Raw genomic sequence first — 25,933 nt, 5'->3', positions numbered from 1 at the left:
GGCATGGCTAAAAAATGCCCCGCATCGGAAGGGCTCTGATGCGGGGCAGGAAAGGGTTACTGGTTTTCAGCAGGTTGCGATGCAGCAGGCTGTGCGGCTGCATCGTCTGCGGGGTCGCCGAACTGGTCGTGATAGCTGTTCAGCAGGGTCAATTCCTGATGGCGCTGCAAGCCGTGGATGACCAGCTTTTTGATGACGTCGTAGATAACGGCAAACAGCGGCACGCCAACGATCATGCCCACAAAGCCCCACAGGCCGCCAAACAGCAGGATGGCGAACAGTACCCAGAAGCTGGAAAGACCGGTGGTGTTGCCCAGAATTTTGGGCCCGATGATGTTGCCGTCCAGCTGCTGCAAAACCAGCACGAACAGCACGAACCACAGCGCCTTAATGGGGTTCTGGATGAGGATGAGCAGCGTAGCCGGAATAGCACCGATAAAGGGGCCGAAGAAGGGGATCACGTTGGTTACGCCAATGATCACCGACACCAGCAGCGCACTGGGGAATTTGAAGATCAGACAGCCGATATAGCACAGCACGCCGATGATGGCAGAGTCCATGATCTTGCCGTTGATGAAGCCGCCGAACATCCGGTCTGCGTATTTCACTTCCTCGGTGATCAGCTGCGCCCAGCGGGGGCGGACGATGCTGTGCAGCACCAGCTTGCCCTGCTGCACGAACCGCTTGCGGCTGGCCAGCATATACACCGCCACGATGATGCCGATGATCAGGTTCTTGGCCACCGTCACCACGTTCAGCACGCCAATGGCTGCGCCGCTTACGATGTTCTGCATGGAGGGCAGCAGGGTGTTCTTGATCCACGTGTCAAGATTGGTATTCAGGGCAGCGTAGGCCGAATTGAGCAGCTCCATGATCTGTTCGTTGTTTTCAATAAACTCCAGATGGTTTGCCCAGTACATGAACCTTGTAATGTTGGCCTGCGCGGTGTAGTACAGGGTCGTCACGCTGGTGATCAGCTGCGGCACGATCATCATGACCAGCGCATACACCAGCAAAAGCCCGAACAGGATGGTGAGTGCCACGGACAGCGCGTTGATCAGACCGTTCATCTTTTCCGGGATGAACCGGCGCAGAAAGCTTTCGATGCTGTTGCACACCGGCTTGAGCAGATAGGCAATGACGGCACCGTAGATAAAGGGCATCAGAATGCCGGTCAGGGTAGAGATAGCTGAGCCAAAGCCGTCAAAGCGGTAAATAAGGAAAAAGAAGATGATGCTCAGTGCAATGGCACCAAACCCTGCGAGCATCCCATAGAGATACGGTTTGATGTGCGGCTTTTTGTCCATCATGACAAACTCCATTCCTGCTGCGGGCAGCGGGAATACCCACAGCGCTTATTAAATTTTGTTGCTTCTGCGCCAGATGTGCAGCTTTTCAGCCTCGCGGATCAGCTCCTCGCGGAAATCCGGGTGTGCCACGCTGATCAGAGCCTCGGCCTTTTCCCAAGAGGTCAGGCCCTTCAGGTTCACGCAGCCATACTCGGTGCACAGATAGTGCACGTTGGCGCGGGTGTCGGTAACGATGCTGCCATTCTCCAGCGTGGGACGGATACGGCTTTCCAGCTGGCCGGTCTTTTTATTAAAGAAGGTGGAGGACAGGCAGATAAAGCTCTTGCCGCCCTTGGAAAGGTATGCGCCCAGCACGAAGTCCAGCTGACCGCCTGCGCCGGAAATGTGCTTCACACCGGCGCTCTCGGCGTTCACCTGACCAAACAGGTCGATATCCACGGCATTGTTGATGGAGATAAAGTTGTCCAGTGCGGAAATGCTGCGGATGTCGTTGGTGTAGTCCACCGGGGCAGACATACACTCCGGGTTATCGTTCAGGTAATCGTACATCTTCTGGGTGCCGGCACCAAAGGCGTAGACCTGACGGCCCTTGTCCAGCTGCTTGCGGCTGCCGTTGATCTTGCCGGCCTTGGCAATATCCACAAAGGCATCCACATACATCTCGGTGTGCACGCCCAGATCCTTCAGGTCGCTCTGTGCAATCAGCCCGCCGATGGCGTTGGGCATACCGCCGATGCCCAGCTGCAGGCAGGCACCGTTGGGGATCTGCGGCACAATGAGGTTGGCTACCTTCAGATCCACCTCAGTAGCGGCACCGGCAGCTGCCATCTGGCCGATGGGGGGATTTGCGCCCTCCACAATGCCGCTCACCTGAGAAACGTGTACGCAGTTCTCCATGCCGCCAAGGCAGCGCGGCATATTGGTGTTGACCTCCACGATGATCTTCTTGGCCTTTTCACACACGGCACCCAGATGCGAAGCGCTGGGGCCAAAGTTGAAGTAGCCGTGCTCGTCCATGGGAGTCACCTGAAATACTGCCACATCCACGGGGTCACTGCTCTCGCGGTAGTAGCGGGGCAGCTCAGAGTAGCGGATGGGGGAGTAGAAGGAGAAGCCCTGCGCAATGGCCTTGCGCTCAATGCCGCCCATGTGCCAGCTGTTCCAAGTCATGTGGGCAGCGGGGTCGTCGATCTGGAAGATCTCCGGCACCCACATCAGGATGCCGCCCCGGAAGTTGACCCCTTCCAGCTCCGGCAGGCGCTTTGCCAGCTCGGCATCCACGGCCACAGGGGTGTTCACAGCCCAGCCGTAATCCACCCAGTCGCCGCTTTTGACCAGAGCGGCAGCCTGCGCAGCAGTCATAAGCTTCTGTGCGTACAGTTCCTTGCAATCCATTATAAACCATCCTCTCTTAAAATACATAAAAGAATTGTAAACAATTCTGTGCGGACAAATGATGCAGCTGTTTTACGCCTGTTTTGCGGAATGCACACCGTTTTGCCACATCTGTATGGTAACCTTATAAACAAGGCAGCAGTGTGTGCTCAGCTCCGCGCAGAACAGCTCAACTTAGTTATAACATTAACAAAGTGTAGAATCAATAGTTTTGGCTAAAAAACAGCCAGTATAGCATAATGAACAGTTTTCTTAGCTTTATGTGGGGATTGTTTGGTACGCAAAAAACAAAAAAGTTGAGAAAAAGTCTTGATAAAATTTTGACGATGTGCTTTACTAATAGCGTGGGAAGCAACTGCGGAGCAGTGCGGGATGATTCGTTTAAAATTTAACGATAAAACGCACCGCAGCAGTTTCAGGTTGCACCCAAGGCTGGAAAGTGCTATCATGGCAGAACCACATCGCGCTTAGTAATTACAGCGCACAAGGAGGACACTGACCGATGGCAACAGCAGTTTATCCCGGGTCGTTCGATCCGGTCACCAAGGGACACCTTGATATCATCAAGCGCGCAGCAAAGATCAACGACCACCTCATCGTGGCGGTGCTGATCAACAGCGCCAAGCATCCGCTGTTCACAGTGGAGGAGCGGGTGGCTATGCTGCAGGAGTGCTGCAAGAACATCTCCAACGTGACCGTGGAAAGCTTCGATGGCCTGACCGTGGAGTTCGCAAAAAAGCGTCACGCATCCGTTATGGTGCGGGGGCTGCGGGCGGTAACGGACTTTGAAAACGAGATCCAGCTTGCGCAAACCAACCACGCACTGATGCCCGGCATCGAGACCATGTTCCTTGCCACCAGCATCAAATGGAGTTATCTTTCCTCCACCATCGTAAAGGAAGCAGCGTACTACGGCAGTGACATCAGCAAGTTCGTCACACCCAATGTGGAAAAAGCCGTCAGCGAAAAATACGCACAGCTCCGGGAGAGGGAAGAGATCTGATACCGCAAAAATGCCGCAGGGCGTTTTGATAACTGGGTAACCGATAAGTAACACACATACACAATTCAGGAGGCTATTCACATGAAAAAGATCGTTATCGCATCTGCATGCCGCACCGCTATCGGCAAGTTCGGTGGCACTCTGGCCAACGTTCCCGCTACTGAGCTGGGCTCCATCGTCATCAAGGAGGCTCTGAACCGTGCAAACGTCAAGCCCGAGCAGGTCGATCATGTTTACATGGGCTGCGTCATTCAGGCTGGTCTGGGCCAGAACGTCGCTCGTCAGGCTGCCCTGAAGGCTGGCCTGCCCATCGAGACCCCCGCCGTCACCGTCAACGTGGTCTGCGGCTCCGGTCTGAACTGCGTGAACATGGCTGCTCAGATGATCGAGGCAGGCGATGCTGATATCGTTGTTGCAGGCGGCATGGAGAACATGGATATGGCTCCCTTCGCACTGCAGAAGGCTCGCTATGGCTACCGCATGGGTGCTCCCATGGGCAAGAGCGAGATCGTGGATACCATGGTCAACGATGCACTGTGGGATGCCTGCGGCTTCAACAAGCACATGGGCATGACCGCTGAGAACGTCTGCACCAACGAGACCTACCAGAAGAAGTACGGCTACAGCCCCATCACCCGCGAGATGCTGGACGAGTTCGCATACAACAGCCAGCTGAAGGCTGACAAGGCCATCAAGGACGGCGCTTTCAAGGACGAGATCGTTCCTGTTGTCATCAAGGGCAAGAAGGGCGACACCGTGTTCGATACCGATGAGGGCCCCCGTCTGAGCGCTCCCGAGGTTCTGGCAAAGCTGAAGCCCGCCTTCACCAAGGACGGCATCGTCACCGCTGCTAACTCTTCTGCCATCAACGACGGCGCTGCTGCTCTGGTCGTCATGAGCGAGGAGAAGGCTAAGGAGCTGGGCGTGAAGCCTCTGGCAACTTGGGTTGCCGGTGCTCTGGCAGGCGTTGAGCCCGAGGTCATGGGTCTGGGCCCCATCGCTGCTACCAAGAAGGTCATGGCCAAGACCGGCATGACCGTTGCCGATATGGATCTGGTCGAAGCCAACGAGGCATTCGCAGCACAGTCCATCGCTGTCGGCGAGGCTCTGGGCTTTGATAAGGACAAGCTGAACGTCAACGGCGGCGCAATTGCTCTGGGCCACCCGGTCGGCGCTTCCGGCGCTCGTATTCTGGTCACCCTGCTGTATGCTATGAAGCACCGTGGTGCTCACAAGGGTCTGGCTACCCTGTGCATCGGCGGCGGCATGGGCTGCGCTACCATCGTTGAGATGGACTAAGCACTTTTTCTCTGAATCCTGATTGAACCACAGACCCGGAGCGCCGGAGGGAACCGGAGAGCCCTCCCGCGTTCCGGGGGCTGTTTTGAAAAAACTGAACTGTATGAAATGGAGGTTTTCACAATGGCATTTGTAAAAACCGAGGTGCAGGGCGCTGTTGAGGTCATTACCATCGACCGTCCCAAGGCACTGAACGCCCTGAACCCCGAGGTTCTGGCTGACCTGAAGGCTGCTTTTGAGGCAGTCGATCAGGAGACTGTCCGCTGCATCGTTCTGACCGGCGAAGGCGACAAGAGCTTTGTTGCCGGTGCCGATATCGGCTCTATGAGCACCATGACCAAGGCAGAAGGCGAAGCTTTCGGCAAGCTGGGCAATGATGTGTTCCTGATGATTGAGCATTTCCCCATCCCCGTCATCGCAGCCGTCAACGGCTTTGCACTGGGCGGCGGCAACGAGCTGGCTATGAGCTGCGATTTCCGCATCTGCTCTGACAACGCTGTGTTCGGTCAGCCGGAAGTCGGTCTGGGTATCACCCCGGGCTTCGGCGGCACCCAGCGTCTGGCTCGTCTGGTCGGCATGGGCATGGCAAAGCAGCTGGTCTACTCTGCTCTGAACATCAAGGCTGACGAGGCTTACCGCATTGGTCTGGTCAACGCCGTGTATCCGCAGGCTGAGCTGATGGAGAATGTCCTGAAGCTGGCAGGCAAGATCGCAAAGAACGCTCCCATTGCTGTGCGCAACTGCAAGAAGGCAATGAACGACGGCATCAGCCTGCCCATCGAGAAGGCTGTTGAGGTCGAAGAGAAGCTGTTCGGCGATTGCTTCGAGACCCACGATCAGCAGGAGGGCATGGCCTGCTTCCTGTCCCGTGAGAAACCGAAGCCCAAGGCAGTGTTCACCAACAACTAATCCATTACATAATTTTTGATATTAAAGGAGAGATTTCCTATGAAGATCGGTGTTATCGGCGCTGGCACTATGGGTCAGGGCATCGCAAAGGCATTTGCACAGGTTGAGGGCAACACCGTTGCTCTGTGCGACATCAAGCAGGAGTGGGCCGAGAATGGTCTGGCAAAGATCAAGAAGGGCTACGAGAAGCTGGTCGCTAAGGGAAAGATGACTCAGGAGAAGGCTGACGCGATCGTTGCAGCCATCACCCCGGGCCTGAAGGAAGATCTGTGCGCAGACTGCGATCTGGTCGTTGAGGCTGCTTTCGAGGACATGAAGGTCAAGCAGACCACCTTCGGTGAGCTGGATAAGATCTGCAAGCCCGAGTGCGTCTTCGCTTCCAACACTTCTTCTCTGTCCATCACCGAGATCGGCAAGGGTCTGACCCGTCCCCTGATCGGTATGCACTTCTTCAACCCCGCAGACCGCATGAAGCTGATCGAGGTCATCGCCGGCTGCAACACCCCCGTTGAGACCGTTGAGAAGATCAAGGAGATCTCCGTTGCCATCGGCAAGACCCCCGTTCAGGTCAACGAGGCTGCCGGCTTTGTGGTCAACCGCATCCTGATCCCCATGATCAACGAGGCTGCCTTCATCAAGATGGAGGGCGTTTCTGATATCGCCGGCATCGACACCGCTATGAAGCTGGGTGCTAACCACCCCATGGGACCCCTGGAACTGGGCGACTTCATCGGTCTGGACATCTGCCTGGCCATCATGGACGTGCTGTACAACGAGACCGGCGACAGCAAGTACCGTGCCTGCCCGCTGATCCGCAAGATGGTGCGCGGCGGCAATCTGGGCTGCAAGACCGGTAAGGGCTTCTACGTTTACAACGCAGACCGCACCAAGACCCCGGTTGACCAGCTGTAAGTTCTGATAAACATTTCTCCCGGCTGCGGGGAAAGCAGTCGGGAGGAATTTGTTTGCACCGGGCTATTCCGGTAAATGAAAAAAGACCTGTTAGGAGGATATAGCGATGGATTTTACTCTGTCCAAGCAGCAGCAGATGGTGCAGAAAATGTACCGCGAGTTTGCTGAGAACGAAGTCAAGCCTCTGGCAAAGAAGGTTGACGCAGAGGAATACTTCCCCAAGGAGACCGTCGAAAAGATGGGCAAGCTGGGCATGATGGGCATCTATTTCCCGACTGAGGTCGGCGGTGCAGGCGGCGATGTGCTGTCCTACGTCATGGCCGTGGAGGAGCTGAGCAAGGTCTGCGGCACCACCGGTGTCATCGTCTCTGCTCACACCAGCCTGTGCGCTGCCCCCATTTACGAGAACGGCACCCCCGAGCAGAAGGCTAAGTACCTGCCGAAGCTGTGCAGCGGCGAGTGGCTGGGTGCTTTCGGCCTGACCGAGCCGGGCGCTGGTACCGATGCGCAGGGTCAGCAGACCATTGCCAAGGAAGATGGCGATTACTGGGTGCTGAACGGCTCCAAGATCTTCATCACCAACGCCGGCTTTGCTGATGTGTTCATCGTCATCGCCGTTACCGATAACGTGCTGGATAAGCGCGGCCGTCCCACCAAGCTCTGCTCCGCCTTCATCGTGGAGCGCACCGACCCGGGCTTCTCTGTTGGTAAGGCAGAGGACAAGATGGGTATCCGCGGTTCTTCTACCTGCGAGCTGATCTTTGAGGATTGCCGCATCCCGAAGGATCGTATGCTGGGCGTGCGCGGCAAGGGCTTCCAGCTGGCTATGGCTACGCTGGACGGCGGCCGTATCGGCATCGCTTCTCAGGCTCTGGGCATCGCCGAGGGCGCTCTGGAGGAGACCGTTGCTTACGTCAAGGAGCGCAAGCAGTTCGGTCGTGCAATCGCTGCTTTCCAGAACACCCAGTTTGAGCTGGCTGAGATGAAGGCTCGTGTTGAGGCTGCTAAGTATCTGGTTTATGCTGCCGCTCTGAAGAAGCAGCAGGCTATGGATGGCGCAAAGGTTCGTTACAGCGTCGAGGCTGCTCAGGCTAAGCTGATTGCAGCCCGCACCGCAAGCGATGTGACCCGCCGCTGCCTGCAGCTGTTCGGTGGTTACGGCTACACCCGTGACTACCCCATCGAGCGCATGATGCGTGATGCCAAGATCACCGAGATCTACGAGGGCACCAGCGAAGTGCAGATGATGGTCATTTCCGGCGCGCTGCTGAAGTAAGGGAGGCAAGAGTTACAATGAAAGCAATTGTTTGTGTAAAGCAGGTTCCTGATACCTCCGGCAAGGTGTCCGTCAAGCCCGATGGCACTCTGGATCGTGCATCCATGGCAACCATCACCAACCCCGATGACCTGAATGCTCTGGAGGCTGCTCTGAAGCTGAAGGACGCCACCGGCTGTGAAGTCGTTGTTGTCACCATGGGTCCCCCGCCGGCAGAGGGTATGCTGCGTGAGCTGCTGGCCCGCGGCGCTGATAAGGCTGTTCTGGTCTCCGGCCGTGAGTTCGGCGGTTCCGATACCTTTGCAACCAGCCAGATCCTGGCTGCTGCCGTCAACAAGATCGGCGTTGGCCCCGAGGACGTTGTGTTCTGCGGTCGTCAGGCAATCGATGGCGATACCGCACAGGTCGGCCCCCAGATCGCTGAAAAGCTGCATCTGCCGCAGGTCACCTACGTTGCCGACATCCAGAAGGACGGCAACACCCTGACCGTGAAGCGTATGCTGGAGGACGGCTACATGATGGTCAAGGTGCAGACTCCCTGCCTGCTGACCTGCATCAAGGAGCTGAACGACCCCCGCTACATGAGCGTGAACGGCATCTTTACCTGCTACGACAAGCCCATGGAAGTGTTCGACTACAACGCACTGAAGGACGATCCGCTGATCGAGGTGGACACCATTGGCCTGAAGGGTTCTCCGACGAACGTCTTTAAGTCCTTCACTCCTCCGCAGAAGGGCGCAGGCACCATGCTGCAGGGCGACGATGTTGCTGCCCAGCTGGCTGGCATCCTGGCCAAGAAGCACCTGATCTGATGAAAGGAGCATAGGATTACAATGGCTGATTTTAACGAATACAAGGGCGTATGGGTCTTTTGCGAGCAGCGCCAGGGCGCACTGATGTCCACTGACTTCGAGCTGGTTAGCGAGGCCCGTAAGCTGGCCGACGAGCTGGGCTGCGAGGTCACCGGCCTGCTGCTGGGCGACAACGTGGAGGGCATTGCCAAGGAGCTGGGCGGCTACGGTGCCGACAAGGTTCTGGTGTGCGACAGCCCCCTGCTGAAGAACTACACCACCGACGCATACGCTAAGGTCGTGTGCGATATGGTCAACGAGTACAAGCCTGAGGTGCTGCTGATCGGCGCTACCAACATCGGCCGCGACCTCGGCCCCCGCTGCGCAGCCCGTCTGCACACCGGCCTGACCGCCGACGCTACCCATCTGGATATCGACACTGCAAAGTACATCGACTTCCTGAAGGAGAGCTCCACCATCGACCTGTCCAAGCAGAAGTTCGATATGGAAGACCGCAACCTGAAGATGACCCGTCCCGCATTCGGCGGCCATCTGATGGCTACCATCATCTGCCCCCGCTTCCGTCCCCAGATGTCCACTGTGCGTCCCGGTGTTATGAAGAAGGCTCCCTTCGATCAGGCCAAGGCTGATGCCTGCCAGATCGTCAAGCCCGCCTTCAGCCTGACCGCTGAGGACATCAAGACCGAAGTGCTGAGCGTGGAGAAGGCCGCTGAGAAGCTGGTCGACCTGATCGGCGCAGACGTCATCGTCTCCGTGGGCCGTGGTATCAGCAAGGATGTCAACAAGGGCATCGAGCTGGCCGAGCAGCTGGCAGCCGCTCTGGGCGGCGGTGTCGTGGGCGCTTCCCGTGCCGTCACCGATGCAGGCTGGATGACCGCTGACCATCAGGTCGGTCAGACCGGCAAGACCGTGCACCCCAAGATCTATGTGGCTCTGGGTATTTCCGGTGCCATCCAGCACACCGCCGGTATGCAGGATTCTGAGTGCATCATCGCCGTCAACAAGAACGAGGGTGCTCCCATCTTCGGTGTTGCAGACTACGGCATCGTGGGCGACCTGTTCAAGGTCGTGCCCGAGCTGATCAAGCAGATCGAGGCAGCAAAGGCTGCTCTGTGATCATCTGTCCCCGAGCATATTTACAATAGCATAGCCTGAATTGTGGGAGGGCGGTTCTTCGGAGCCGCTCTCCTTTTTTGCGTGCCGCTTACACCAGCCGCCGGGCAAGCCATTCCAGCCGCTCCACCTCTACCTGTGCGCGGCGCAGCTCGCCCAGCGCATCCTCGGTGGCCTGCTGCTCAAGGTATCCGTCCGCCGCCCGCAGTGCAGCTTCCAGCTCTGTGTAGTCAGCAGTGCGCAGCAGATGGCTCATAGTCTGGCGCATGGTGTCGCACAGCTCTGCGCCCTCGGCAAGCGCCTGCCGCGCAGTGGGGAGATCCTTCTGCCGCACAGCTTCAAGGGCACAGTCCAAGTCAGCCGAGATGTCCTGCGCAAAGCCCTGCACCCGTCCGCTGCTATAAAGAGATATCCCCAGCAGCGCAGCTACGATCAGGATACACGCATAGATCCGCTTCATCGTTTTCCTCCCGGCTGACGGCCTTCCTTTTTCAGCAGAAAATAGTCCTCGGTCTCGTTGCCGATAAGCAGTAAGATCTCCTGCGGCAAAACCGTGTTTGCCGTGGCGGTGCGTTCCAGCCACGCACGGTCTTTGCCGCACCAGCGCAGATTATCCTCCAGCACCTGTCCGTCCAGCACAAAGGGGATGGTGGCCTGTGTCTGCTGCACCTTCAGCTGCAAGTCGGACAGGGTGGCTGCTTCCTGCTCCGGGCGAAGCGCCGCCGACAATGTGCCGTTCGTTTCAATGACGGCGTAAGACACCCTGCGCGGGTCAAAGATATCCTTGCCGCGCAGCGCCTCCATCAGGTCAGCGGTGGTCAGCCGCAGCATCCGCAAAGCGTTCTGATCGATCTTTCCGTCCAGAATGACCGTTTTGGGTCGCCCGGAGAGAAAATTGAAGAATTTCTGGCTGCGGAAGCTTACCACTGAACCCAGCAGTTCCAGCGCCGCAATGAGGAACAGCGGGATGAGACTGGCGGTGATGGGCACATCCTCTGACTCAATGGAGATGGACGCCAGATTGGAGATCAGGATGGTGGATACCAGCTCCTCCGGCTGCAACTCTCCCAGCTGACGCTTGCCCATCAGCCGCATGGCAAACAAAACGCAGAGATACAGGATAATGGTGCGGCAAAGCAGCAGTTTCATGCACAAACCCTCCCGGTGCGGTGTGCGCGGCGTATTCCGCTGCGGCAAAGCGGGCATACTGCACATACAAAGGAGTGATAGATGTGCAGCAGCTTTCGCAAAGCCTTGCGGAAAACCTGTCCGCGCTTGATGCTAGGTTTGGCAAGTCGGCAGATTATTATGCGAAGAAGATCGTTTTATATGGCTGTCCGGGATGTATCGTAATGTTTGACGGCATGGCAAGCTTAGATTCGCTCTGGGAACTGCTGCTGGACGCTGCCGGACGCCAGTCTGCTTCTGTCCGGCTTACCGGCGCACAGGCCTATGCGTATATCCTGCACGGATCGGCTTTTCCGGCTGAGAGCGCCCCGGTGCAGGATCTGCCGCAGCTTGTAGCGCGGCTGACAGCCGGCATGGCTGTGCTGCTGTTAGAGGGATGCAGCAGCGGTATTGTTTTTTCGGTGCAGGGGCTCAAGTTCCGCTCTGTGGAAGAGCCATCCGGCGAGGGCAATCTGCGCGGCAGCAGGGAAGGCTTTACCGATCTGCTGCGGGTGAACCTGAGCCTTTTGCGCCGTCTTGTCCGCACCGACACCCTTGTGCAGGAGGCTGCACAGGCGCACACCTGCTGCAATACAGAGTATGCCCTTTGCTACTGCAAGGACCGTGCCGACCCTGCCATGGTGCGCCGGGTGCGTACCATTTTGCAAAGTGCAAGGCCGGAGCTGCTGCTGGATTCCAGCTATTTTGTGCCGTGGCTGCTACCCGGCAAGGCGCGGCTGTTCACCCCGGTACACTACACCGAGCGCCCGGCGGTCGCCGCCGCGAAGCTCTGCGAGGGCAAGCTGGTAATTTTGGTCAACGGCAGCCCCTCAGCGCTGGTGCTGCCCGCTTTGTTCAGCGAGCAGTTCGAGTGTCTGGATGATTACGCTTCTACGGCGGCGTTTTCCTCTTTTCTGCGGGTGCTGAAATATTTTTCTTTCTACCTTACGGTGTTCTTACCGGGGGTCTTTGTGTGCGTGGCGGTGTATCTGCCGGAGCTTTTGCCCCCGCAGCTGCTGTATAAGATCGAAGCAGCCGAAAAGGCTACGCCGCTGCCCCTTTTTGCCGAGATGCTGCTGGTGATCCTGATCTTAGAGATCATCCGGGAGGCGGGTCTGCGGATGCCGCAGTCGCTGGGGCACTCGGTCAGTCTGGTGTCGGCGCTCATCATCGGAGACGCCGCCATTGCCACCGGGCTTATGAGCACCCCGGTCATCTTTGTGGCTAGTATTACGGCCATTGCGGTCTTTGTCACCCCGGGACTGTATGAGCCCGCCACCCTTTTGCGCATCGGCACGGTGCTGCTGGCAGGGCTTGCCGGGCCGGTAGGGCTGGCAGCGGCGTTTTTCGGCTTTTTGCTCAGCATCGTCAGCACCGAAGCGCTGGGCGTGTCCTATCTTGCGCCGCACCCGTTCCCGCAGCAGCCGCTTTCCGAGGATGGTGTTCTGCGCCGCAACTACCGGCAGCTGTCCCGGCACGGGTTCAATATCTGGCAAAAGCGGGAGAGGGGGAAGCGGCAGACATGAAGCAGCAAGCAGGATATTTTACCCCAGCAGCGCTGACCCTCAGCGTGGTCACGGCAGCGCTGGCAGATGGCATCCCGCAGGGTGTCCCGGTGCGCCGGGCACTGTGGCTGGGCGCAGTCAGCACGGTGTGCCTGTGCATTCTTTCAGCGCTGGCTGCGGCGGCGCTGCGGGATAAAGCGCCCTCCTTGGCGGTACGGCTGGCACTGACAGCCGGGCTATTTATGGAACTGGTGCACACCCTCGTGCAGGCACAAGGGCTGTGCACGGCAGAGTTTTCCTCCATGGCGCTGCTGGGCTTTCTGCCGCTGCTGCTCTGGGCGGGGTGGTGCATCCGTCCCGCAAGCTGGAACGCCTCGGCGCGGGTGCTGTGGTGGTTTGTAGCCGTGGGCGGCGTGGTTTGTCTGCTGGGGCTTGCCGGTCAGCTGCACTGGTACCGGCTGTTCACCCCGGCACAGCCGACTGGAACAAACTGGAGCGTACCGGTCTATGCAGAATACTTTGCCGGAGCCCTTCTGTGCAGCACGCGGTCTGCTCGCCACACGGTCTGGTTGCCGGTATGGGGCTTTGCGGTGCAGGCGGCAGCTTTGATGGGCAGTGCTTTGCTGTTTGGCAGTGGCGCATACCCTCGGCTGGAGCTGCTGCGGGCGTGGAGCGGCGGCAGCTTTTCCCGCATGGATGCGCTGCTTTTGCTGCTGTGGCTGCTGTGCGCTGTCTACCGGGTGGCCATGCTGTGTGCCGCCATCCGCTTGCTCTGGCAGCAGCCGGAAGCTGAGGTGCAGCCATGAGAAATGCAAAATCTTACAAGCCGCTGCTGTTTTTACTGCTGACAGGGTGGTGCCTTTTGTTCCTGCGGTGCGAGAGCACCGAGAAAAGCATGGTGCGGGCAGTGTATCTGGCACAGAGCGAACAGGGGTATCAGGCAGGGCTGCTTTATCAGGCACCGCAGGCCGCCGCTGATGCTGCCGATGCCACTGCTGCATTGCAGTTTGTGCAGGCAGAGGGCCAAACGATGGAGCGGGCACTGGATGCGGCAGAGCAGGCACTGCCCCAAACCGCAAGCTACCGCCTGTGTGATTACCTGCTGCTGTCAAAAGCGGAAGAACCCTTATTAACAGAGTACGAGCAGCTTGTGCTGCGGCGCGGCTGCGGACGCACGGCGGCAAGGCTGCTTTGCGCCGAAGGGGAGATAGACCGCCTTGCCGCACAGGCCGCTTTACCGGACGCCCTGATGGCACAGCTAAAGGCCGCAGCGCCCACCGCGCCCCGGCTGTATGAGCACACAGAACCGGGACTTCTGCCGGTTCTCGGGTGGAGCGCGGAAGAGGTGTCTTTGCAGGAGGGCGGTGTTCTGCACACTGTGGTGGGTAATACGCTTTTGTCCCCGGAGCAGGCCGAGGTATACCGTCTGCTTACCGAACAAGGCGGCACCCGGCAGCTCTGGCTGGAAGGGGAGCGCATTGGCATCCGGCGCTGCACCGTTTCGGTCACCCTGCAAAAGGCGCAGGTACTTGTGCGGCTGGACTGTCAGCGTGCCGCCCACAGCCCGCTGCCCACGCAGGCGCAGCAGCAACAGCTTGCGGCGCAGTGCACGGCGCTTTTGCAAGGCTGCTGGCAGCAGGGCGTGGATGTGCTGCACCTGCAAGCCCGGGCAGCGCTGCGGGACGGCAGCGGCGCAAGTTTTGACCCAACAAAAAACGCCTGCCCGCAATTGCGGACAGACGTGCATTTCATGCTGTATTAAGAGGCAGTGGGGAAGGTAACGGTGATGGTGGTTCCAACGTCCACCTGACTTTCCAGCTTGATGCGGGCATTGTGGATGCGGGCAATGTGCTTGACGATGGCAAGCCCCAGTCCGGTGCCGCCGGTGGCTTTGCTGCGGCTCTTATCCACCCGGTAGAAGCGCTCGAACACGCTGGACTGTGCCTCCCGCGGGATGCCGATGCCGTTGTCGGTCACGGTCAGGGAGCAGTGCCCGTCCCGGCTGCAAGCGGTAATGATCTGCACCTTGCCGCCCGGGCGGTTGTAGCGGATGGCGTTGTCGCACAGGTTCTGGCACAGTTCATCCAGCAGCGCGCGGCTGCCCAGCACCGGGGCACTCTCGCCCAGATAGGTCAGGGAGATATAAGCGCGGCGTGCATTCAGTTTCTGGCGCTCCACGCATTCCTTGGCCACATCCAAAAGGTCTACCGTTTCCATCACCGGGGTGTCCCCGGTCTCGCTTACGGTATCCAGTTTGGAAAGCTGCAAAATGTCGTTGACCAGCTGGATCATGCGGGTGGCTTCGCTGTGGATCTTGCGGCCGAAATCCGGCACATCCTCCGGCTTTGCAATGCCGGTCTCGATCAGCTCTGCATAGCCGGAAATGCTGGTCAGTGGGGTCTTGAGCTCGTGGCTGACATTGGCGGTAAACTCCTGCCGCATCTTCTCGTTGTTCTCCCGCAGGATGCGGTCAGAATGGATGCTTTCCGCAAAGGGAATCAGCTCCCGGTAGGGCACGTTTTCCTGAATATGATCCAGATCTTCGGTCATGTTCAGCACCGGCTGTACCAATGCCTTGGTCAGCAGAGCAGCCAGCACCGCAGCGGCCAGCATCAGCGCTACACAGCTCAGTACGATGGCCGGGATAGTGGAGTCGTAGATAGACCATACGGTCTCGGCGTCCTGCGCCACGCGCAGCACGTCCCCGCCGGAAAGCCGGAGCGCGTAGTAATAGGTCTCGTAGCCCATGGTCTGGGAATCGCGGATGTTCCGTCCCTCGCCGTTTGCAATGGCATCGCGGATCTCCGGGCGGGTCAGATGATTTTCCATGGGCTGGTCGGTGGCAGATTCAAACAGTACGCTGCCGTCCTGACTGATCAGCGTCACGCGCAGATCATCGGTCACAAAGGCACTCAGCTGCGCGGGGTCTCCGGTCTGCTCGTACCCGGCGCGCACAAGGTCGCTCTCGCGCTCCAGCCCCGACCACGCCTGCGCCGTAAAGGCTTTATGGAATACAAAAATGCACAGCGCTGCGGTGAATATAAGCCCCAGAAAGCCCATCAGGAACAACCGGTAGCTGATTTTTTCTTCCATGCTGCGCAGCTTCATTCTTCTTCGGCCTCCTCATCGGTCAGTTTGTAGCCCACCTTGCGCACGGTGCAGATGTAACGCCCCGCGTCGCCCAGCTTTTTGCGCAGGGTGCGGATGTGCATATCCACGGTACGGCTCTCCACCGAGATGTCGGTGCCCCACACCACCTGCAAAATGGTCTCGCGGGTCACCACCAGACTGGTGTTTTCCAGCAACAGCCGCAGCAGGCAGTATTCTTTGTAGGTCAGCTCCACAGGGGTGCTGTTTACCGTAACGCTGTGGCGGGCATTATCCAGCTGGATCTCATGGAAAACCAGTACGTCCGGCCTTACCTCCGGGGCGGAGCGCCGCAGCGCCACACGCACCCGGCTGAGAAATTCCATAATGCCAAAGGGCTTTGCAATGTAATCATCTGCGCCGCAGTCCAGCCCGCGCACGGTGTCCAGCTCGCTGGATTTTGCAGTGACCATAATGATGGGCAGTTTGCGCAGGGAAGGGGTATTGCGCAGCTTTTTCAGGATGGAAAAGCCATCCTCGCCGGGCAGCATCACGTCTAAGATCACAAGTTCCGGCTCGGCGGCACGCATAGCCTGCCAGAAGGGCTCGGCGCTTTCAAAGCCCTGCACCTCGTAGCCATTGGATTGCAGGGCATACTGCTCCAGTTCCCGGATGGAAGCGTCGTCCTCTACGATATAGATCATAACTCAATTCTCCTCAGCAGTCTGTCCGTCCGGGAACAGATACCGCTCACGGTAGCGGCCCAGACGGCGATGGAATTCTTCGCTTTCCTTGGTGTCGTTGCCGTGGCGCAGGTCGTTCAGGTAAGCGTGGGTGTCAAAGCTGTCCTGTGCCACCTCGATCTGCGCAACTGCTACGTTGCTGCAATGGTCGCACACACGCTCGTAGTTGGTCAGCAGATCGTCCAGCACAAAGCCGTACTCAATAGAGCAGCTGCCAGCCTGCAGGCGGGCAACGTGCCGCGCCTTGATGGCACGCACCAGCTCGTTGACCACGGCCTCCAGCGGCTCCACCTTGGAAGCAAGGTGCAGATCGCTCTTGCGGAAGGCATCGGTAGTGCGGCTCAGGGTATCCTGCACCGCATCCTCCAGCACCTGCAGCTCCTCCTGTGCATCCTTGGAGAAGTGAATCTCCTTCTGGTGCATCTCCTCGGCAGATTCCAGCAGGTTAACGGAATGGTCGCTGATGCGCTCAAAATCGCTGATGGTGTGCAGCAGGGTGTTCACGCTCTGGCTGTCGGCGTGGTTCAGTTCCCGGCTGGACAGCTTGACCAGATAAGTGCCCAGCGCGTCCTCGTACCGGTCCACCCGGCACTCCTCGTCCCGCACCTTCTGGGCTAGCTCGTCGCTCCATTCATGGGTCAGGCTCATGGCCTGCACCACGCCCACCCGGGCAAGTTCTGCCATTTCGGCGGTAGCGGCACGGGCACGCTCCACAGCCATAGCAGGGGTGTTCAGCAGACGGTCATCCAGCAGAGCAAACTCCTCTTTTTCCGGGGAATCGGGAATAGTCAGGATAGCCAGCTTTTCCAGCCCAGTGGCAAAGGGCAGCAGAATGACAGTGGCCAGAATGTTGAACACCGAGTGCACGATTGCAATGCCCCAGGCCTCAATGGTGGTATTCACAAAGGCAAAGTGGCAGACGGCGTTGAGCCCATAGAATCCGAACAGGAAGATGGTCACACCGATGATGTTGAAGTACAGGTGCACCATAGCAGCGCGGCGGGCGTTTTTGTTCGCACCCACCGAGGACAGCAGTGCAGTTACACAGGTGCCGATGTTCTGACCCATGATGATGGGGATGGCACTGCCGTAGGTGATGACACCGGTGGCGCTCAGCGCCTGCAGGATGCCCACGCTGGCGCTGGAGCTCTGGATGATGCCGGTGACCAGTGCGCCCACCAGAACGCCCAGCAGGGGGTTGGAGAAGCGGGTGAACAGACTGGTGAACCATGCCTCGTTCTGCAGCGGCAACACCGCGTTGGACATGGTGGTCATGCCAGTCATCAGCACGGCAAAGCCGATAAGGATAGTGCCCACGCCTTTTTTCTTCTCACTCTTACACATATACAGCAAAATGCCGATAAATGCAAGCACCGGGCTGAAAGAAGTAGGTTTGAGCAGCTGGATGAACAGGCTGTCGCCCTGCAAACCGGAAAGGCTCAAGATCCAGCTGGTCACGGTGGTGCCCACGTTGCTGCCCATGATCACGCCAATGGCCTGATGCAGCTCCATGATGCCGCTGTTGACAAAGCCCACCACCATAACGGTGGTAGCGCTGGAGCTCTGGATGACGGCGGTCACGCACAGACCCAAAAAAAAGCCCTTGAGGGGGTTATCGGTCAGTTTGCTGAGAATTTTTTGCAGCTGGCCGCCGGCCTGCTTTTCCAGTGCTTTGCCCATGATGTCCATACCGAACAAAAACAGAGCCAGACCTCCCAGCAGCGAAAAGACATTAAAAATGGTCATAAGTGTTTTCCTCACTTTATCTTGACGTGTTTTTCTCCTGTGCTTTAAGTATAGAAAAATAATGTAAAATTTGAAATCGACGAAATGTAAAACCCATGTAAAGTAAGAAAAATGTAAAAATCCTGTGCACGGGCAGCGATGCAGCGTCGGTTTCCTGCCTGCAGTACAAAAACAGCGCCCCGGGCGTTGTATTTGACGCCAAATTTTATTATAATAAGAATAAGAGTGCCCGCAGCACGGCGCGGCAATAGGATACAGGAGGAACCAGGATGGGTACGTTCAATGTTTCGCTTAAAACGCTGACCGACCGCGTCAGCATGGAAGTAGTATACACCCCCCGGGCGCTGGATGAGATCAGTGTGGAGATCGCTGAGGTCAACCGCCCGGGTCTGTTTCTGGCGGGCTACTATGATTACTTCGATAAGCTCCGCCTGCAGATCATGGGTCTGGCAGAGATGAACTTTCTGTCCGGTCTGACGGCAGAAAAGCGCTACGAAGCGCTGGAGCAGCTGTTCCGGCAGCAGCCCCCGGCGGTCATCGTCTGCCGCAGCGAGGAGCTGGCGCCCTTCCCGGAGATGCAGGAACTGGCGCAGAAGCACGCGGTCGCCCTGCTGCGCTCTAACGAGACTACCTGCACCCTGATGGGCAGCCTGATCAGCGTGCTGAATCTGGAGCTTGCGCCCCGCATCACCCGGCACGGCGTGCTGGTGGAGGTGTACGGCGAGGGCATCTTGATCCTTGGCGACAGCGGCATCGGCAAAAGCGAGCTGGCCATTGAGCTGGTCAAGCGCGGCCACCGTCTGGTGGCAGATGACGCCGTGGAGCTGCGCAAGGTGTCCAACCGTCAGATCATGGGCACTGCACCGGAAAACATCCGCCACTTCATCGAACTGCGCGGCATTGGCATCGTCAACGTGGCTCGTGTGTACGGCGTGGGTGCTGTCAAGCTGAGCGAAAGTTTGGATCTGGTGGTGCAGCTGGAAGCGTGGGACCCCACCAAGAACTACCAGCGCACCGGTCTGGAAAGCGAATACTACGACATTCTGGGCGTGAGCATTCCCAGCACCAGCATCCCGGTCTCTCCCGGCCGTAATCTGGCTGTTGTGCTGGAGACCGCAGCCATCAATAACCGCCAGAAGAAGATGGGCTATAACGCAGCCAAGGAGCTGCTGATCCGGCTGGGACTGGATGACAAAATGGACTGAAACTCTCTATAAAAAGGAGCCTGACCCTATGGAACAACTCAAGCAGCTGCTGACCGCAGCAGGCATTGCTTATAAAGAAAATGAGCCGCTGGCGGCGCATTGTACCTTTAAAATCGGCGGCCCGGCGCGGCTGTTCGTGCAGCCGACAGACCGGGCGCAGCTTTGCCGCGCCGTTGCCTTGTGCAAGGCGCAGGGCGTCCGGTATTATCTGCTGGGCAATGGCAGTAATATCCTGTTTGCCGACGAAGGCTACAACGGCGCAGTGTTGGATATTTCCTCCATGCAGGACGCTGTGGAGGTGCACGGCACACAGCTCACCGCCGGGGCGGGCGTGCGGCTTTCGGCACTGTGCAAAACGGCGCTGGAACACGGCCTGACCGGACTGGAATTTGCTTATGGCATCCCCGGCACGGTGGGCGGCGCAGTCTACATGAACGCCGGTGCCTACGGCGGTGAGATGAAGGACGTGCTGACCACGGTGCAGTACCTTACCGCCGAAGGCGAAGTGAAAGAGTCGGCAGCATCGGAGCTTGACCTGCGCTACCGCCACAGCATTTTTGAAGAAAACGGCGGCTGCATCCTTTCAGCGCAGTTTGCCCTGACCCCGGGCGAGCCGGAAGCCATCCGCGCTAAAATGGACGAACTGATGGCAAAACGGCTGGACAAGCAGCCGCTGGATAAGCCCAGCGCCGGCAGTACTTTCAAGCGCCCGGTGGGTGCTTTTGCCGCTGCCCTCATCGACCAGTGTGGTCTGCGGGGCTACCGGCACGGCGGTGCCGCCGTCAGCGAGAAGCACTGCGGCTTTGTGGTGAACCTTGGCGGCGCAACTTGCGCTGATGTGCTGGCACTGTGCGAGGAAGTACGCACCATCGTAAAAGAAAAGACCGGCTATGATTTGGAAAAAGAGATCCGCGTAGTGCGCTGAGCTGCGGGAATAGAGGGAGTGGGGAACACAGATGGAGCTGTTGATCGTCAGCGGACTTTCCGGCGCGGGAAAGTCAGTGGCTATGAATGCGCTGGAGGATATCGGATTTTTCTGCATTGATAACGTCCCGGCGGGGCTGCTGCCCAGCATTACGGCGTTTTCCAAGGCGGGCGACAACCAGTTGGAGCGGGTGGCGCTTTCCATGGATGTGCGCGGCTGCCGCAGCAGGGAACAGATCGAGACGGCCCTGCAGCAGCTGGATGACCAGAAAACACCCTATAAGATCCTGTTTCTGGATGCACCGGATGATGTGCTGATGCGCCGTTACAGCGAGACCCGCCGCCGCCACCCCATCAGCATTGCAGAAGGCATCTCCACCCGGGATGCCTTTTTGAAGGAGCGGCAGATCCTGCAGCCCTTAAAGGAACGTGCAAACTATACCATCAATACCGGCCTGCTCTCCACCTCCCAGAATAAAGAGCGTATCTGCGATCTGTTCATGAAAAACGGCGGGGCAAAAAATGCCATGCGGCTCACCATCATGTCCTTCGGGTTCAAGTTTGGTCTGCCGCCGGAAGCCGACCTTGTGCTGGATGTGCGCTGCCTGCCCAACCCCTTCTATGTGCCGGAACTGAAGCACAAGACCGGGCTGGATCAGGAGGTGGTGGATTTTGTCATGAGCCACCCCGAAGCACAGGAGCTGTTGCACCGGTACGAGAACTTTTTGCAGTACGCCCTGCCGCTCTATGTCAAGGAAGGCAAAAGCCAGCTGACCATTGCGGTGGGCTGCACGGGCGGCAAGCACCGCTCCATCACATTTGCACGCAAGCTTGCGGAATACTGCACTTCTCTGGGCTACGAGCCCGGGGTGCAGCACCGGGACGCCGTGCGCTGAAAATAGAGGAACTACTATGAGTTTTGCATCCAGTGCGCGGGAGGAGATCGCGCAGCGCAGCCCTACCAAGGAGTGCTGTGTGCGTGCAGCTGCCTATGGCATTGCCTGCTTTGCCAAATACTTTGATGCCCGCGGCCTTGTGCTGCAAACCGAGCAGCCCCATACCGTGCAGCTGGCACAGCAGCTGTTTGCCCGCTGCGGCATCCGGGGCGAGATCTTGGAAAAGCCCCGCGCCAGCGGTGTGCTGTACGAGTTCAATATCCGCGATGCGGAGCAGGTCACCCGCCTGCACGAGCTGTTCGGCACCACCGGCAGGGAGACCAGTTTGCAGATCGACCCCGGGCTTATCCGCTGCCAGACCTGCGTCAGCGCCTATATCGCCATGGCCTTTTTGTGCAGCGGCACGGTCACCGACCCGCAAAAGGAATATAATCTGGAATTTCTCACCTCCCGGACGAACCTCGCCCGGGATTTTGAAGCGCTGCTGGCCGAGCACGAGTTTGCGCCCCACCGCACCCGCCGCAACGGCGTGAACCTGATCTACGTTAAGACCGGTGCCAATGTGGAGCGGCTGCTCCGCTTTATGGGCGCTGCGGATGCAGCAACACAGATCAGCGTCCTCAAGGCGTTTAAGCAGGTGCGCAATCAGACCAACCGGCAGACCAACTGCGATACTGCAAACCTTGGCAAAACGGCGCGGGCAAACGCCCAGACCCTGAAAGCCATCCGCTATTTGCAGGAGCAGCACGCGCTGGAAACTTTGCCGGAAGTATTGCAGCAGGCAGCAGCCAAGCGTCTGCAATACCCGGATCTTTCGCTTACTGCGCTGTGCGGCTGCTTTGACCCGGCGGTGAGCAAATCCGGCTTATCGCACCGGATGAAAAAGCTGGAGGCACTGGCAGAGAATCTCCGTCAGCGCCAGCAGGAGGGACAGGAGGCAGTACAATGAGTGAATCCACCGCAAATACCCGCCCCTTTGCCCACCTGCATATCCATACGGAATACAGCCTACTGGACGGTGCTTGCCGCATCGACCAGCTGATGGAGCGGGTGAAGGAATGCGGACAGACCGCTATTGCCTGCACCGACCACGGCGTAATGTACGGTTGTGTGCAGTTTTATAAAGCAGCTAAAAAGGCGGGCATCAAGCCCATCATCGGGTGTGAAGTCTATGTTGCCACCCGCACCCGCTTTGATAAGGTAAATAAGATAGACGGCAATAACCACCTGATCTTATTGTGCAAAAACGAGACTGGCTATAAGAACCTTATAAAAATGGTCTCTGCCGGTTTTGTGGAGGGCTTTTATTCCAAGCCCCGTGTGGATAAGCAGCTTTTGGAGCAATACCACGAGGGACTTATCTGCCTTTCGGCCTGTCTGGCGGGCGAGATCCCGCAGGCCATTCTGGCAGGAGACTACGAACGCGCAAAGGCAACGGCGCTGTGGTACCGGGACTTGTTCGGTGCAGAGAATTACTACATCGAATTGCAGGATCACGGCTTGAAGGAGGATACCACCGTTCTGCCGCAGCTTATCAAGCTTTCCCGGGAGACGGGCATCCCCATGGTAGCCACCAACGACGCCCATTATCTGCGCAAAGAGGACGCCAAGATGCAAAGCATCCTGCTGTGCATCCAGACCGGTAAGACCATTCAGGATGCCGACCGCATGGAGTTCCAGACTGATGAATTCTACGTCAAGACCACAGACGAGATGTACGAGCTGTTCTCCATGGTGCCGGAAGCCTGTGCCAATACGGCTAAGATTGCCGAGCAGTGCAATTTTGACTTTGAATTCGGTCACACCAAGATCCCTTACTACAAAGCCCCGGACGGCATGGACAATCAGGCCTACTTTGAAAAGCTCTGCTGGGACGGCTTGGAGCGCCGCTACGGCCCGGATGTGCCGCAGGCCAACATCGACCGCCTGAAATACGAGATCGGTGTGGTCAAGACCATGGGGTATACCAACTACTACCTCATCGTGTGGGACTATATCAATTTTGCAAAAAGTCAGGGCATCCCGGTAGGGCCGGGACGTGGTTCCGGCGCGGGCAGTATTGCCGCCTACTGTGTGGGCATCACAGATATCGACCCCATCCGCTATAACCTGATTTTCGAGCGCTTTTTGAACCCCGAGCGCGTCAGTATGCCGGATTTTGACGTGGACTTCTGTTACGAGCGCCGACAGGAGGTCATCGACTACGTCAACCGCAAATACGGTGCGGACCATGTGGCGCAGATCGTTACCTTTGGTACTATGGCTGCCCGCAACGCCATCCGGGACGTGGGACGGGTGATGGGTATCCCGTACCAGCAGGTGGATGTGGTAGCAAAGCTTGTGCCCATGGAACTGAAGATGACCCTGAAACGGGCGTTGGAAGTTTCCAGCGAGCTGAAAAAGCTTTATGACACTGACCCGCAGGTGACCGAACTCATCGACACCGCTTTAAAGGTAGAGGGAATGCCCCGGCACGCCTCCACCCACGCGGCGGGCGTGGTCATCACGCCGGAGCCGACCGATTATTATCTACCGCTTGCCACCAACGACGGCCTGCCGGTGACCCAGTTCAACATGACCGAGATCGAGGAACTGGGTCTTTTGAAGATGGACTTTCTGGGTCTGCGCACCCTGACCGTCATCCGGGACGCAGAGGTTGCGGTGCAAAAGCAGCACCCGGAGTTCTCCATCCGAAAGCTGGATTATGATGACCCGGACACCTATAAAATGCTGGGTCAGGGCGATACCGAGGGCGTGTTCCAGCTGGAATCCTCCGGCATGAAGCAGGTGCTTGTGGGTTTGCAGCCCCAGAACCTTGAAGATGTCATCGCTCTGATCAGTCTGTACCGTCCGGGCCCCATGGACTCCATTCCCACCTATCTGCGCAACCGGCACGAGCCGGACAAAATCAGCTACAAGACCCCGCAGCTGGCGCACATTCTGGATGTGACCAACGGCTGCATCGTCTATCAGGAGCAGGTCATGCAGATCTTCCGGGAACTGGCAGGCTTCTCCTTCGGGCAGGCAGATAACGTTCGCCGCGCCATGAGCAAAAAGAAGCACGCTGTCATGGAAGCAGAGCGGGAGCACTTTGTGCACGGCTGTACCGAACCCGGTCACGAATGTCCGGGCTGCGTTGCCAACGGCATCCCGGAGCAGGTGGCAAACCAGATCTACGACGAAATGTCCAGCTTTGCGTCCTACGCTTTCAATAAGAGCCATGCGGCCTGCTACGCCTATGTGGCATTCCAGACGGCTTATCTCAAGTGCCATTACCCCAGCCAGTTCATGGCAGCATTGCTCACCAGCGTGCTGGATAATACGGATAAGGTCATCGAGTATTCTGGCGAGTGCGCCCGTTTGGGCATCAAGGTGCTGCCGCCGGACGTGAACATCTCCAACGGCGGCTTTACCGCAGATGATAACGGTCAGATCCGTTTTGGCCTGAATGCCGTGAAAAATGTGGGCCGCAACCTCATCGAGAACGCAGTTACTGAGCGCAGGGGAAAGCCCTATACCAGCCTTTACGATTTCTGCAAGCGGATGCACGGCAGCGAGCTGAACCGCCGCGCGGTGGAAAGCCTGATCAAAGCCGGTGCCTTTGACTGCTTTGGTTCCAACCGCCACAGTATGGTGGAGGCGGTAGAGGGCATCCTCAAGAGCATCGAGACCGACTCCCGCCGCAATCTGGAAGGGCAGTTGGATCTGTTCTCCGTGATGAGCGGGGAAGTGCAGCAAGGCCCGCAGGAGGACGTCTACGAGATCCGCCCCTTGGCAGAGTACACCCCTGCCGAGCTGCTGCAGCAGGAAAAAGAGGTCAGCGGTCTGTACCTGTCCGGCCATCCGCTGGATGCTTACCGGGAAAAGTCTGCCCGTATCGGCTCCCATACCATCAAGGCTCTCACCGGCGAGGATGCCCATGTGCAGGACGGCGAAAAGGTGCGCATTGTGTGTGCTGTGGTCAAAAACCGCATGATGACAACTAAATCCAACAGTATGATGGCCTTTACCAGCGTGGAGGATCTGACCGGCACCATGGAGGTGATCGTGTTCCCCAAGGTGCTGGACAGGTTCCGGGATGCCATTCAGGAAAACGCTGTTGTGGTCATCGACGGCCGGCTTTCCGTGCGGGAAGATGAAGTCTCCAAGCTGCTGGCAGACAGCATTCTGCCCATTGACAGCTACGACCCGACCCGCTTGGACAAAGGCCGCCCGGATCCTGTCAAAACCGCTGCCCGGCGGGTGTTCATCCGTCTGCCGTCCCGCAGCTGCCCCCAGTACGATAAAGTGGTGAACCTGTTGGAAATCTTCGATGGAGATATCCCGGTGATTTTGTATCTGGAAGATACCAAGCAGAAGCTGGCCGCACCGCGCCGGCTGTACACTTCTGGGCATCCGCTCTTCTTCAAAGAGCTGGAGCGGATGCTGGGTGTAGAAAACGTTGCAACAAAATGACATATTTGTGCACGAATGGCACCGCATGGGACGATTTTAAATTTTCCAAGTGGAACGAAACACGAAAATAACACGATATATCGCCGCTATTTTGCACTGCATGGAATTGCATAAAGTCTCAAAACCCTATTGAAATTTGTCTGGATGGTGTGCTATAATCATTAAAGGCGAATCAA

General features: G+C 57.9%; 22 protein-coding genes. 15 read left to right on the top strand and 7 right to left on the bottom strand.

Annotation, left to right across the window (positions count from 1 at the left end; genetic code table 11):
• Nucleotides 1–56 precede the first annotated feature (56 nt).
• Nucleotides 57–1,310 carry an AI-2E family transporter gene (locus WMO20_RS01150; RefSeq protein ID WP_349185569.1) on the bottom strand — a complete coding sequence of 418 codons (1,254 nt, stop codon included), beginning with the start codon at nucleotides 1,308–1,310 and terminating at the stop codon, nucleotides 57–59.
• Between the two features lie 48 nt (nucleotides 1,311–1,358).
• Nucleotides 1,359–2,705: a butyryl-CoA:acetate CoA-transferase gene (locus tag WMO20_RS01145; RefSeq protein ID WP_097783900.1), complete on the bottom strand. Its 1,347-nt coding sequence runs from the start codon at nucleotides 2,703–2,705 to the stop codon at nucleotides 1,359–1,361.
• Nucleotides 2,706–3,207: 502 nt separating this feature from the next.
• On the opposite strand from WMO20_RS01145, the gene coaD reads away from it, so the two are divergent.
• The 7 genes from coaD to acrA all read left to right on the top strand — a co-directional run bounded on the left by coaD (nucleotide 3,208) and on the right by acrA (nucleotide 10,032).
• Nucleotides 3,208–3,708, top strand: coding sequence for a pantetheine-phosphate adenylyltransferase (gene coaD, locus WMO20_RS01140; RefSeq protein ID WP_349185568.1), 501 nt, complete (start codon nucleotides 3,208–3,210; stop codon nucleotides 3,706–3,708).
• Nucleotides 3,709–3,789: 81 nt separating this feature from the next.
• Complete coding sequence (locus WMO20_RS01135) at nucleotides 3,790–5,007, top strand: acetyl-CoA C-acetyltransferase (protein WP_349185567.1); 1,218 nt, start codon at nucleotides 3,790–3,792, stop codon at nucleotides 5,005–5,007.
• 123 nt (nucleotides 5,008–5,130) lie between these two features.
• Complete coding sequence (locus WMO20_RS01130) at nucleotides 5,131–5,916, top strand: enoyl-CoA hydratase-related protein (protein ID WP_349185566.1); 786 nt, start codon at nucleotides 5,131–5,133, stop codon at nucleotides 5,914–5,916.
• Nucleotides 5,917–5,955: 39 nt separating this feature from the next.
• On the top strand, nucleotides 5,956–6,828 hold the full coding sequence (locus tag WMO20_RS01125) for a 3-hydroxyacyl-CoA dehydrogenase family protein (protein ID WP_112090020.1): 873 nt from the start codon (nucleotides 5,956–5,958) through the stop codon (nucleotides 6,826–6,828).
• A gap of 106 nt (nucleotides 6,829–6,934) precedes the next feature.
• A complete protein-coding gene (locus WMO20_RS01120; protein WP_112090019.1) occupies nucleotides 6,935–8,104 on the top strand; it encodes an acyl-CoA dehydrogenase in 1,170 nt (389 codons plus the stop codon).
• A 17-nt stretch (nucleotides 8,105–8,121) separates the two neighbouring features.
• On the top strand, nucleotides 8,122–8,916 hold the full coding sequence (gene acrB, locus WMO20_RS01115; RefSeq protein ID WP_005926210.1) for an acryloyl-CoA reductase electron transfer subunit gamma: 795 nt from the start codon (nucleotides 8,122–8,124) through the stop codon (nucleotides 8,914–8,916).
• A gap of 21 nt (nucleotides 8,917–8,937) precedes the next feature.
• Nucleotides 8,938–10,032, top strand: coding sequence for an acryloyl-CoA reductase electron transfer subunit beta (acrA, locus tag WMO20_RS01110; RefSeq protein WP_112090018.1), 1,095 nt, complete (start codon nucleotides 8,938–8,940; stop codon nucleotides 10,030–10,032).
• Nucleotides 10,033–10,120: 88 nt separating this feature from the next.
• On the opposite strand, the gene WMO20_RS01105 is transcribed toward acrA, so the two are convergent.
• Complete coding sequence (locus WMO20_RS01105; RefSeq protein ID WP_316540547.1) at nucleotides 10,121–10,489, bottom strand: DUF4363 family protein; 369 nt, start codon at nucleotides 10,487–10,489, stop codon at nucleotides 10,121–10,123.
• A complete protein-coding gene (locus WMO20_RS01100; protein ID WP_112090016.1) occupies nucleotides 10,486–11,178 on the bottom strand; it encodes a DUF421 domain-containing protein in 693 nt (230 codons plus the stop codon). The genes WMO20_RS01105 and WMO20_RS01100 overlap by 4 nt, the downstream gene beginning before the upstream one ends.
• 83 nt (nucleotides 11,179–11,261) lie before the next feature.
• On the opposite strand from WMO20_RS01100, the gene WMO20_RS01095 reads away from it, so the two are divergent.
• The 3 genes from WMO20_RS01095 to WMO20_RS01085 are packed head-to-tail and all read left to right on the top strand — an operon-like array spanning nucleotide 11,262 to nucleotide 14,463.
• A complete protein-coding gene (locus WMO20_RS01095) occupies nucleotides 11,262–12,722 on the top strand; it encodes a spore germination protein (protein WP_349185565.1) in 1,461 nt (486 codons plus the stop codon).
• Nucleotides 12,719–13,507 (top strand): hypothetical protein, encoded by a 789-nt coding sequence (locus tag WMO20_RS01090; protein WP_349185564.1) that lies wholly within the window; start codon nucleotides 12,719–12,721, stop codon nucleotides 13,505–13,507. The genes WMO20_RS01095 and WMO20_RS01090 overlap by 4 nt, the downstream gene beginning before the upstream one ends.
• A complete protein-coding gene (locus WMO20_RS01085; RefSeq protein WP_349185563.1) occupies nucleotides 13,504–14,463 on the top strand; it encodes a hypothetical protein in 960 nt (319 codons plus the stop codon). The genes WMO20_RS01090 and WMO20_RS01085 overlap by 4 nt, the downstream gene beginning before the upstream one ends.
• On the opposite strand, the gene WMO20_RS01080 is transcribed toward WMO20_RS01085, so the two are convergent.
• Genes WMO20_RS01080 through WMO20_RS01070 form a run of 3 tightly spaced genes read right to left on the bottom strand, consistent with a single transcriptional unit; the run spans nucleotide 14,460 to nucleotide 18,277 of the window.
• Nucleotides 14,460–15,809 carry a sensor histidine kinase gene (locus WMO20_RS01080; protein WP_316540543.1) on the bottom strand — a complete coding sequence of 450 codons (1,350 nt, stop codon included), beginning with the start codon at nucleotides 15,807–15,809 and terminating at the stop codon, nucleotides 14,460–14,462. The genes WMO20_RS01085 and WMO20_RS01080 overlap by 4 nt on opposite strands.
• The gene (locus WMO20_RS01075) at nucleotides 15,806–16,492 is read right to left on the bottom strand and encodes a response regulator transcription factor (protein ID WP_015538540.1); all 687 of its coding nucleotides are present in this window, start codon (nucleotides 16,490–16,492) and stop codon (nucleotides 15,806–15,808) included. The genes WMO20_RS01080 and WMO20_RS01075 overlap by 4 nt, the downstream gene beginning before the upstream one ends.
• Nucleotides 16,493–16,495: 3 nt before the next feature.
• On the bottom strand, nucleotides 16,496–18,277 hold the full coding sequence (locus WMO20_RS01070; RefSeq protein WP_316540542.1) for a Na/Pi cotransporter family protein: 1,782 nt from the start codon (nucleotides 18,275–18,277) through the stop codon (nucleotides 16,496–16,498).
• A 269-nt stretch (nucleotides 18,278–18,546) separates the two neighbouring features.
• Here WMO20_RS01070 and hprK point away from each other — a divergent pair, with 269 nt between their 5' ends.
• Genes hprK through WMO20_RS01045 form a run of 5 tightly spaced genes read left to right on the top strand, consistent with a single transcriptional unit; the run spans nucleotide 18,547 to nucleotide 25,757 of the window.
• On the top strand, nucleotides 18,547–19,482 hold the full coding sequence (hprK, locus tag WMO20_RS01065) for an HPr(Ser) kinase/phosphatase (RefSeq protein ID WP_015538538.1): 936 nt from the start codon (nucleotides 18,547–18,549) through the stop codon (nucleotides 19,480–19,482).
• 28 nt (nucleotides 19,483–19,510) lie between these two features.
• Nucleotides 19,511–20,407 carry a UDP-N-acetylmuramate dehydrogenase gene (gene murB, locus WMO20_RS01060; RefSeq protein WP_349185562.1) on the top strand — a complete coding sequence of 299 codons (897 nt, stop codon included), beginning with the start codon at nucleotides 19,511–19,513 and terminating at the stop codon, nucleotides 20,405–20,407.
• Between the two features lie 31 nt (nucleotides 20,408–20,438).
• Complete coding sequence (gene rapZ, locus WMO20_RS01055) at nucleotides 20,439–21,302, top strand: RNase adapter RapZ (RefSeq protein ID WP_112090008.1); 864 nt, start codon at nucleotides 20,439–20,441, stop codon at nucleotides 21,300–21,302.
• A 16-nt stretch (nucleotides 21,303–21,318) separates the two neighbouring features.
• A complete protein-coding gene (gene whiA, locus WMO20_RS01050; protein WP_118657586.1) occupies nucleotides 21,319–22,251 on the top strand; it encodes a DNA-binding protein WhiA in 933 nt (310 codons plus the stop codon).
• Entirely contained in the window at nucleotides 22,248–25,757 is a 3,510-nt protein-coding gene (locus WMO20_RS01045; RefSeq protein ID WP_349185561.1) for a DNA polymerase III subunit alpha, read from the top strand. Before whiA ends, WMO20_RS01045 begins: the two co-directional genes overlap by 4 nt.
• Nucleotides 25,758–25,933 lie beyond the last annotated feature (176 nt).

The organism is Faecalibacterium intestinale, from assembly GCF_040096575.1.
Taxonomy (GTDB): domain Bacteria; phylum Bacillota; class Clostridia; order Oscillospirales; family Ruminococcaceae; genus Faecalibacterium; species Faecalibacterium intestinale.
This window is presented reverse-complemented; position numbering and strand designations above follow the sequence as displayed.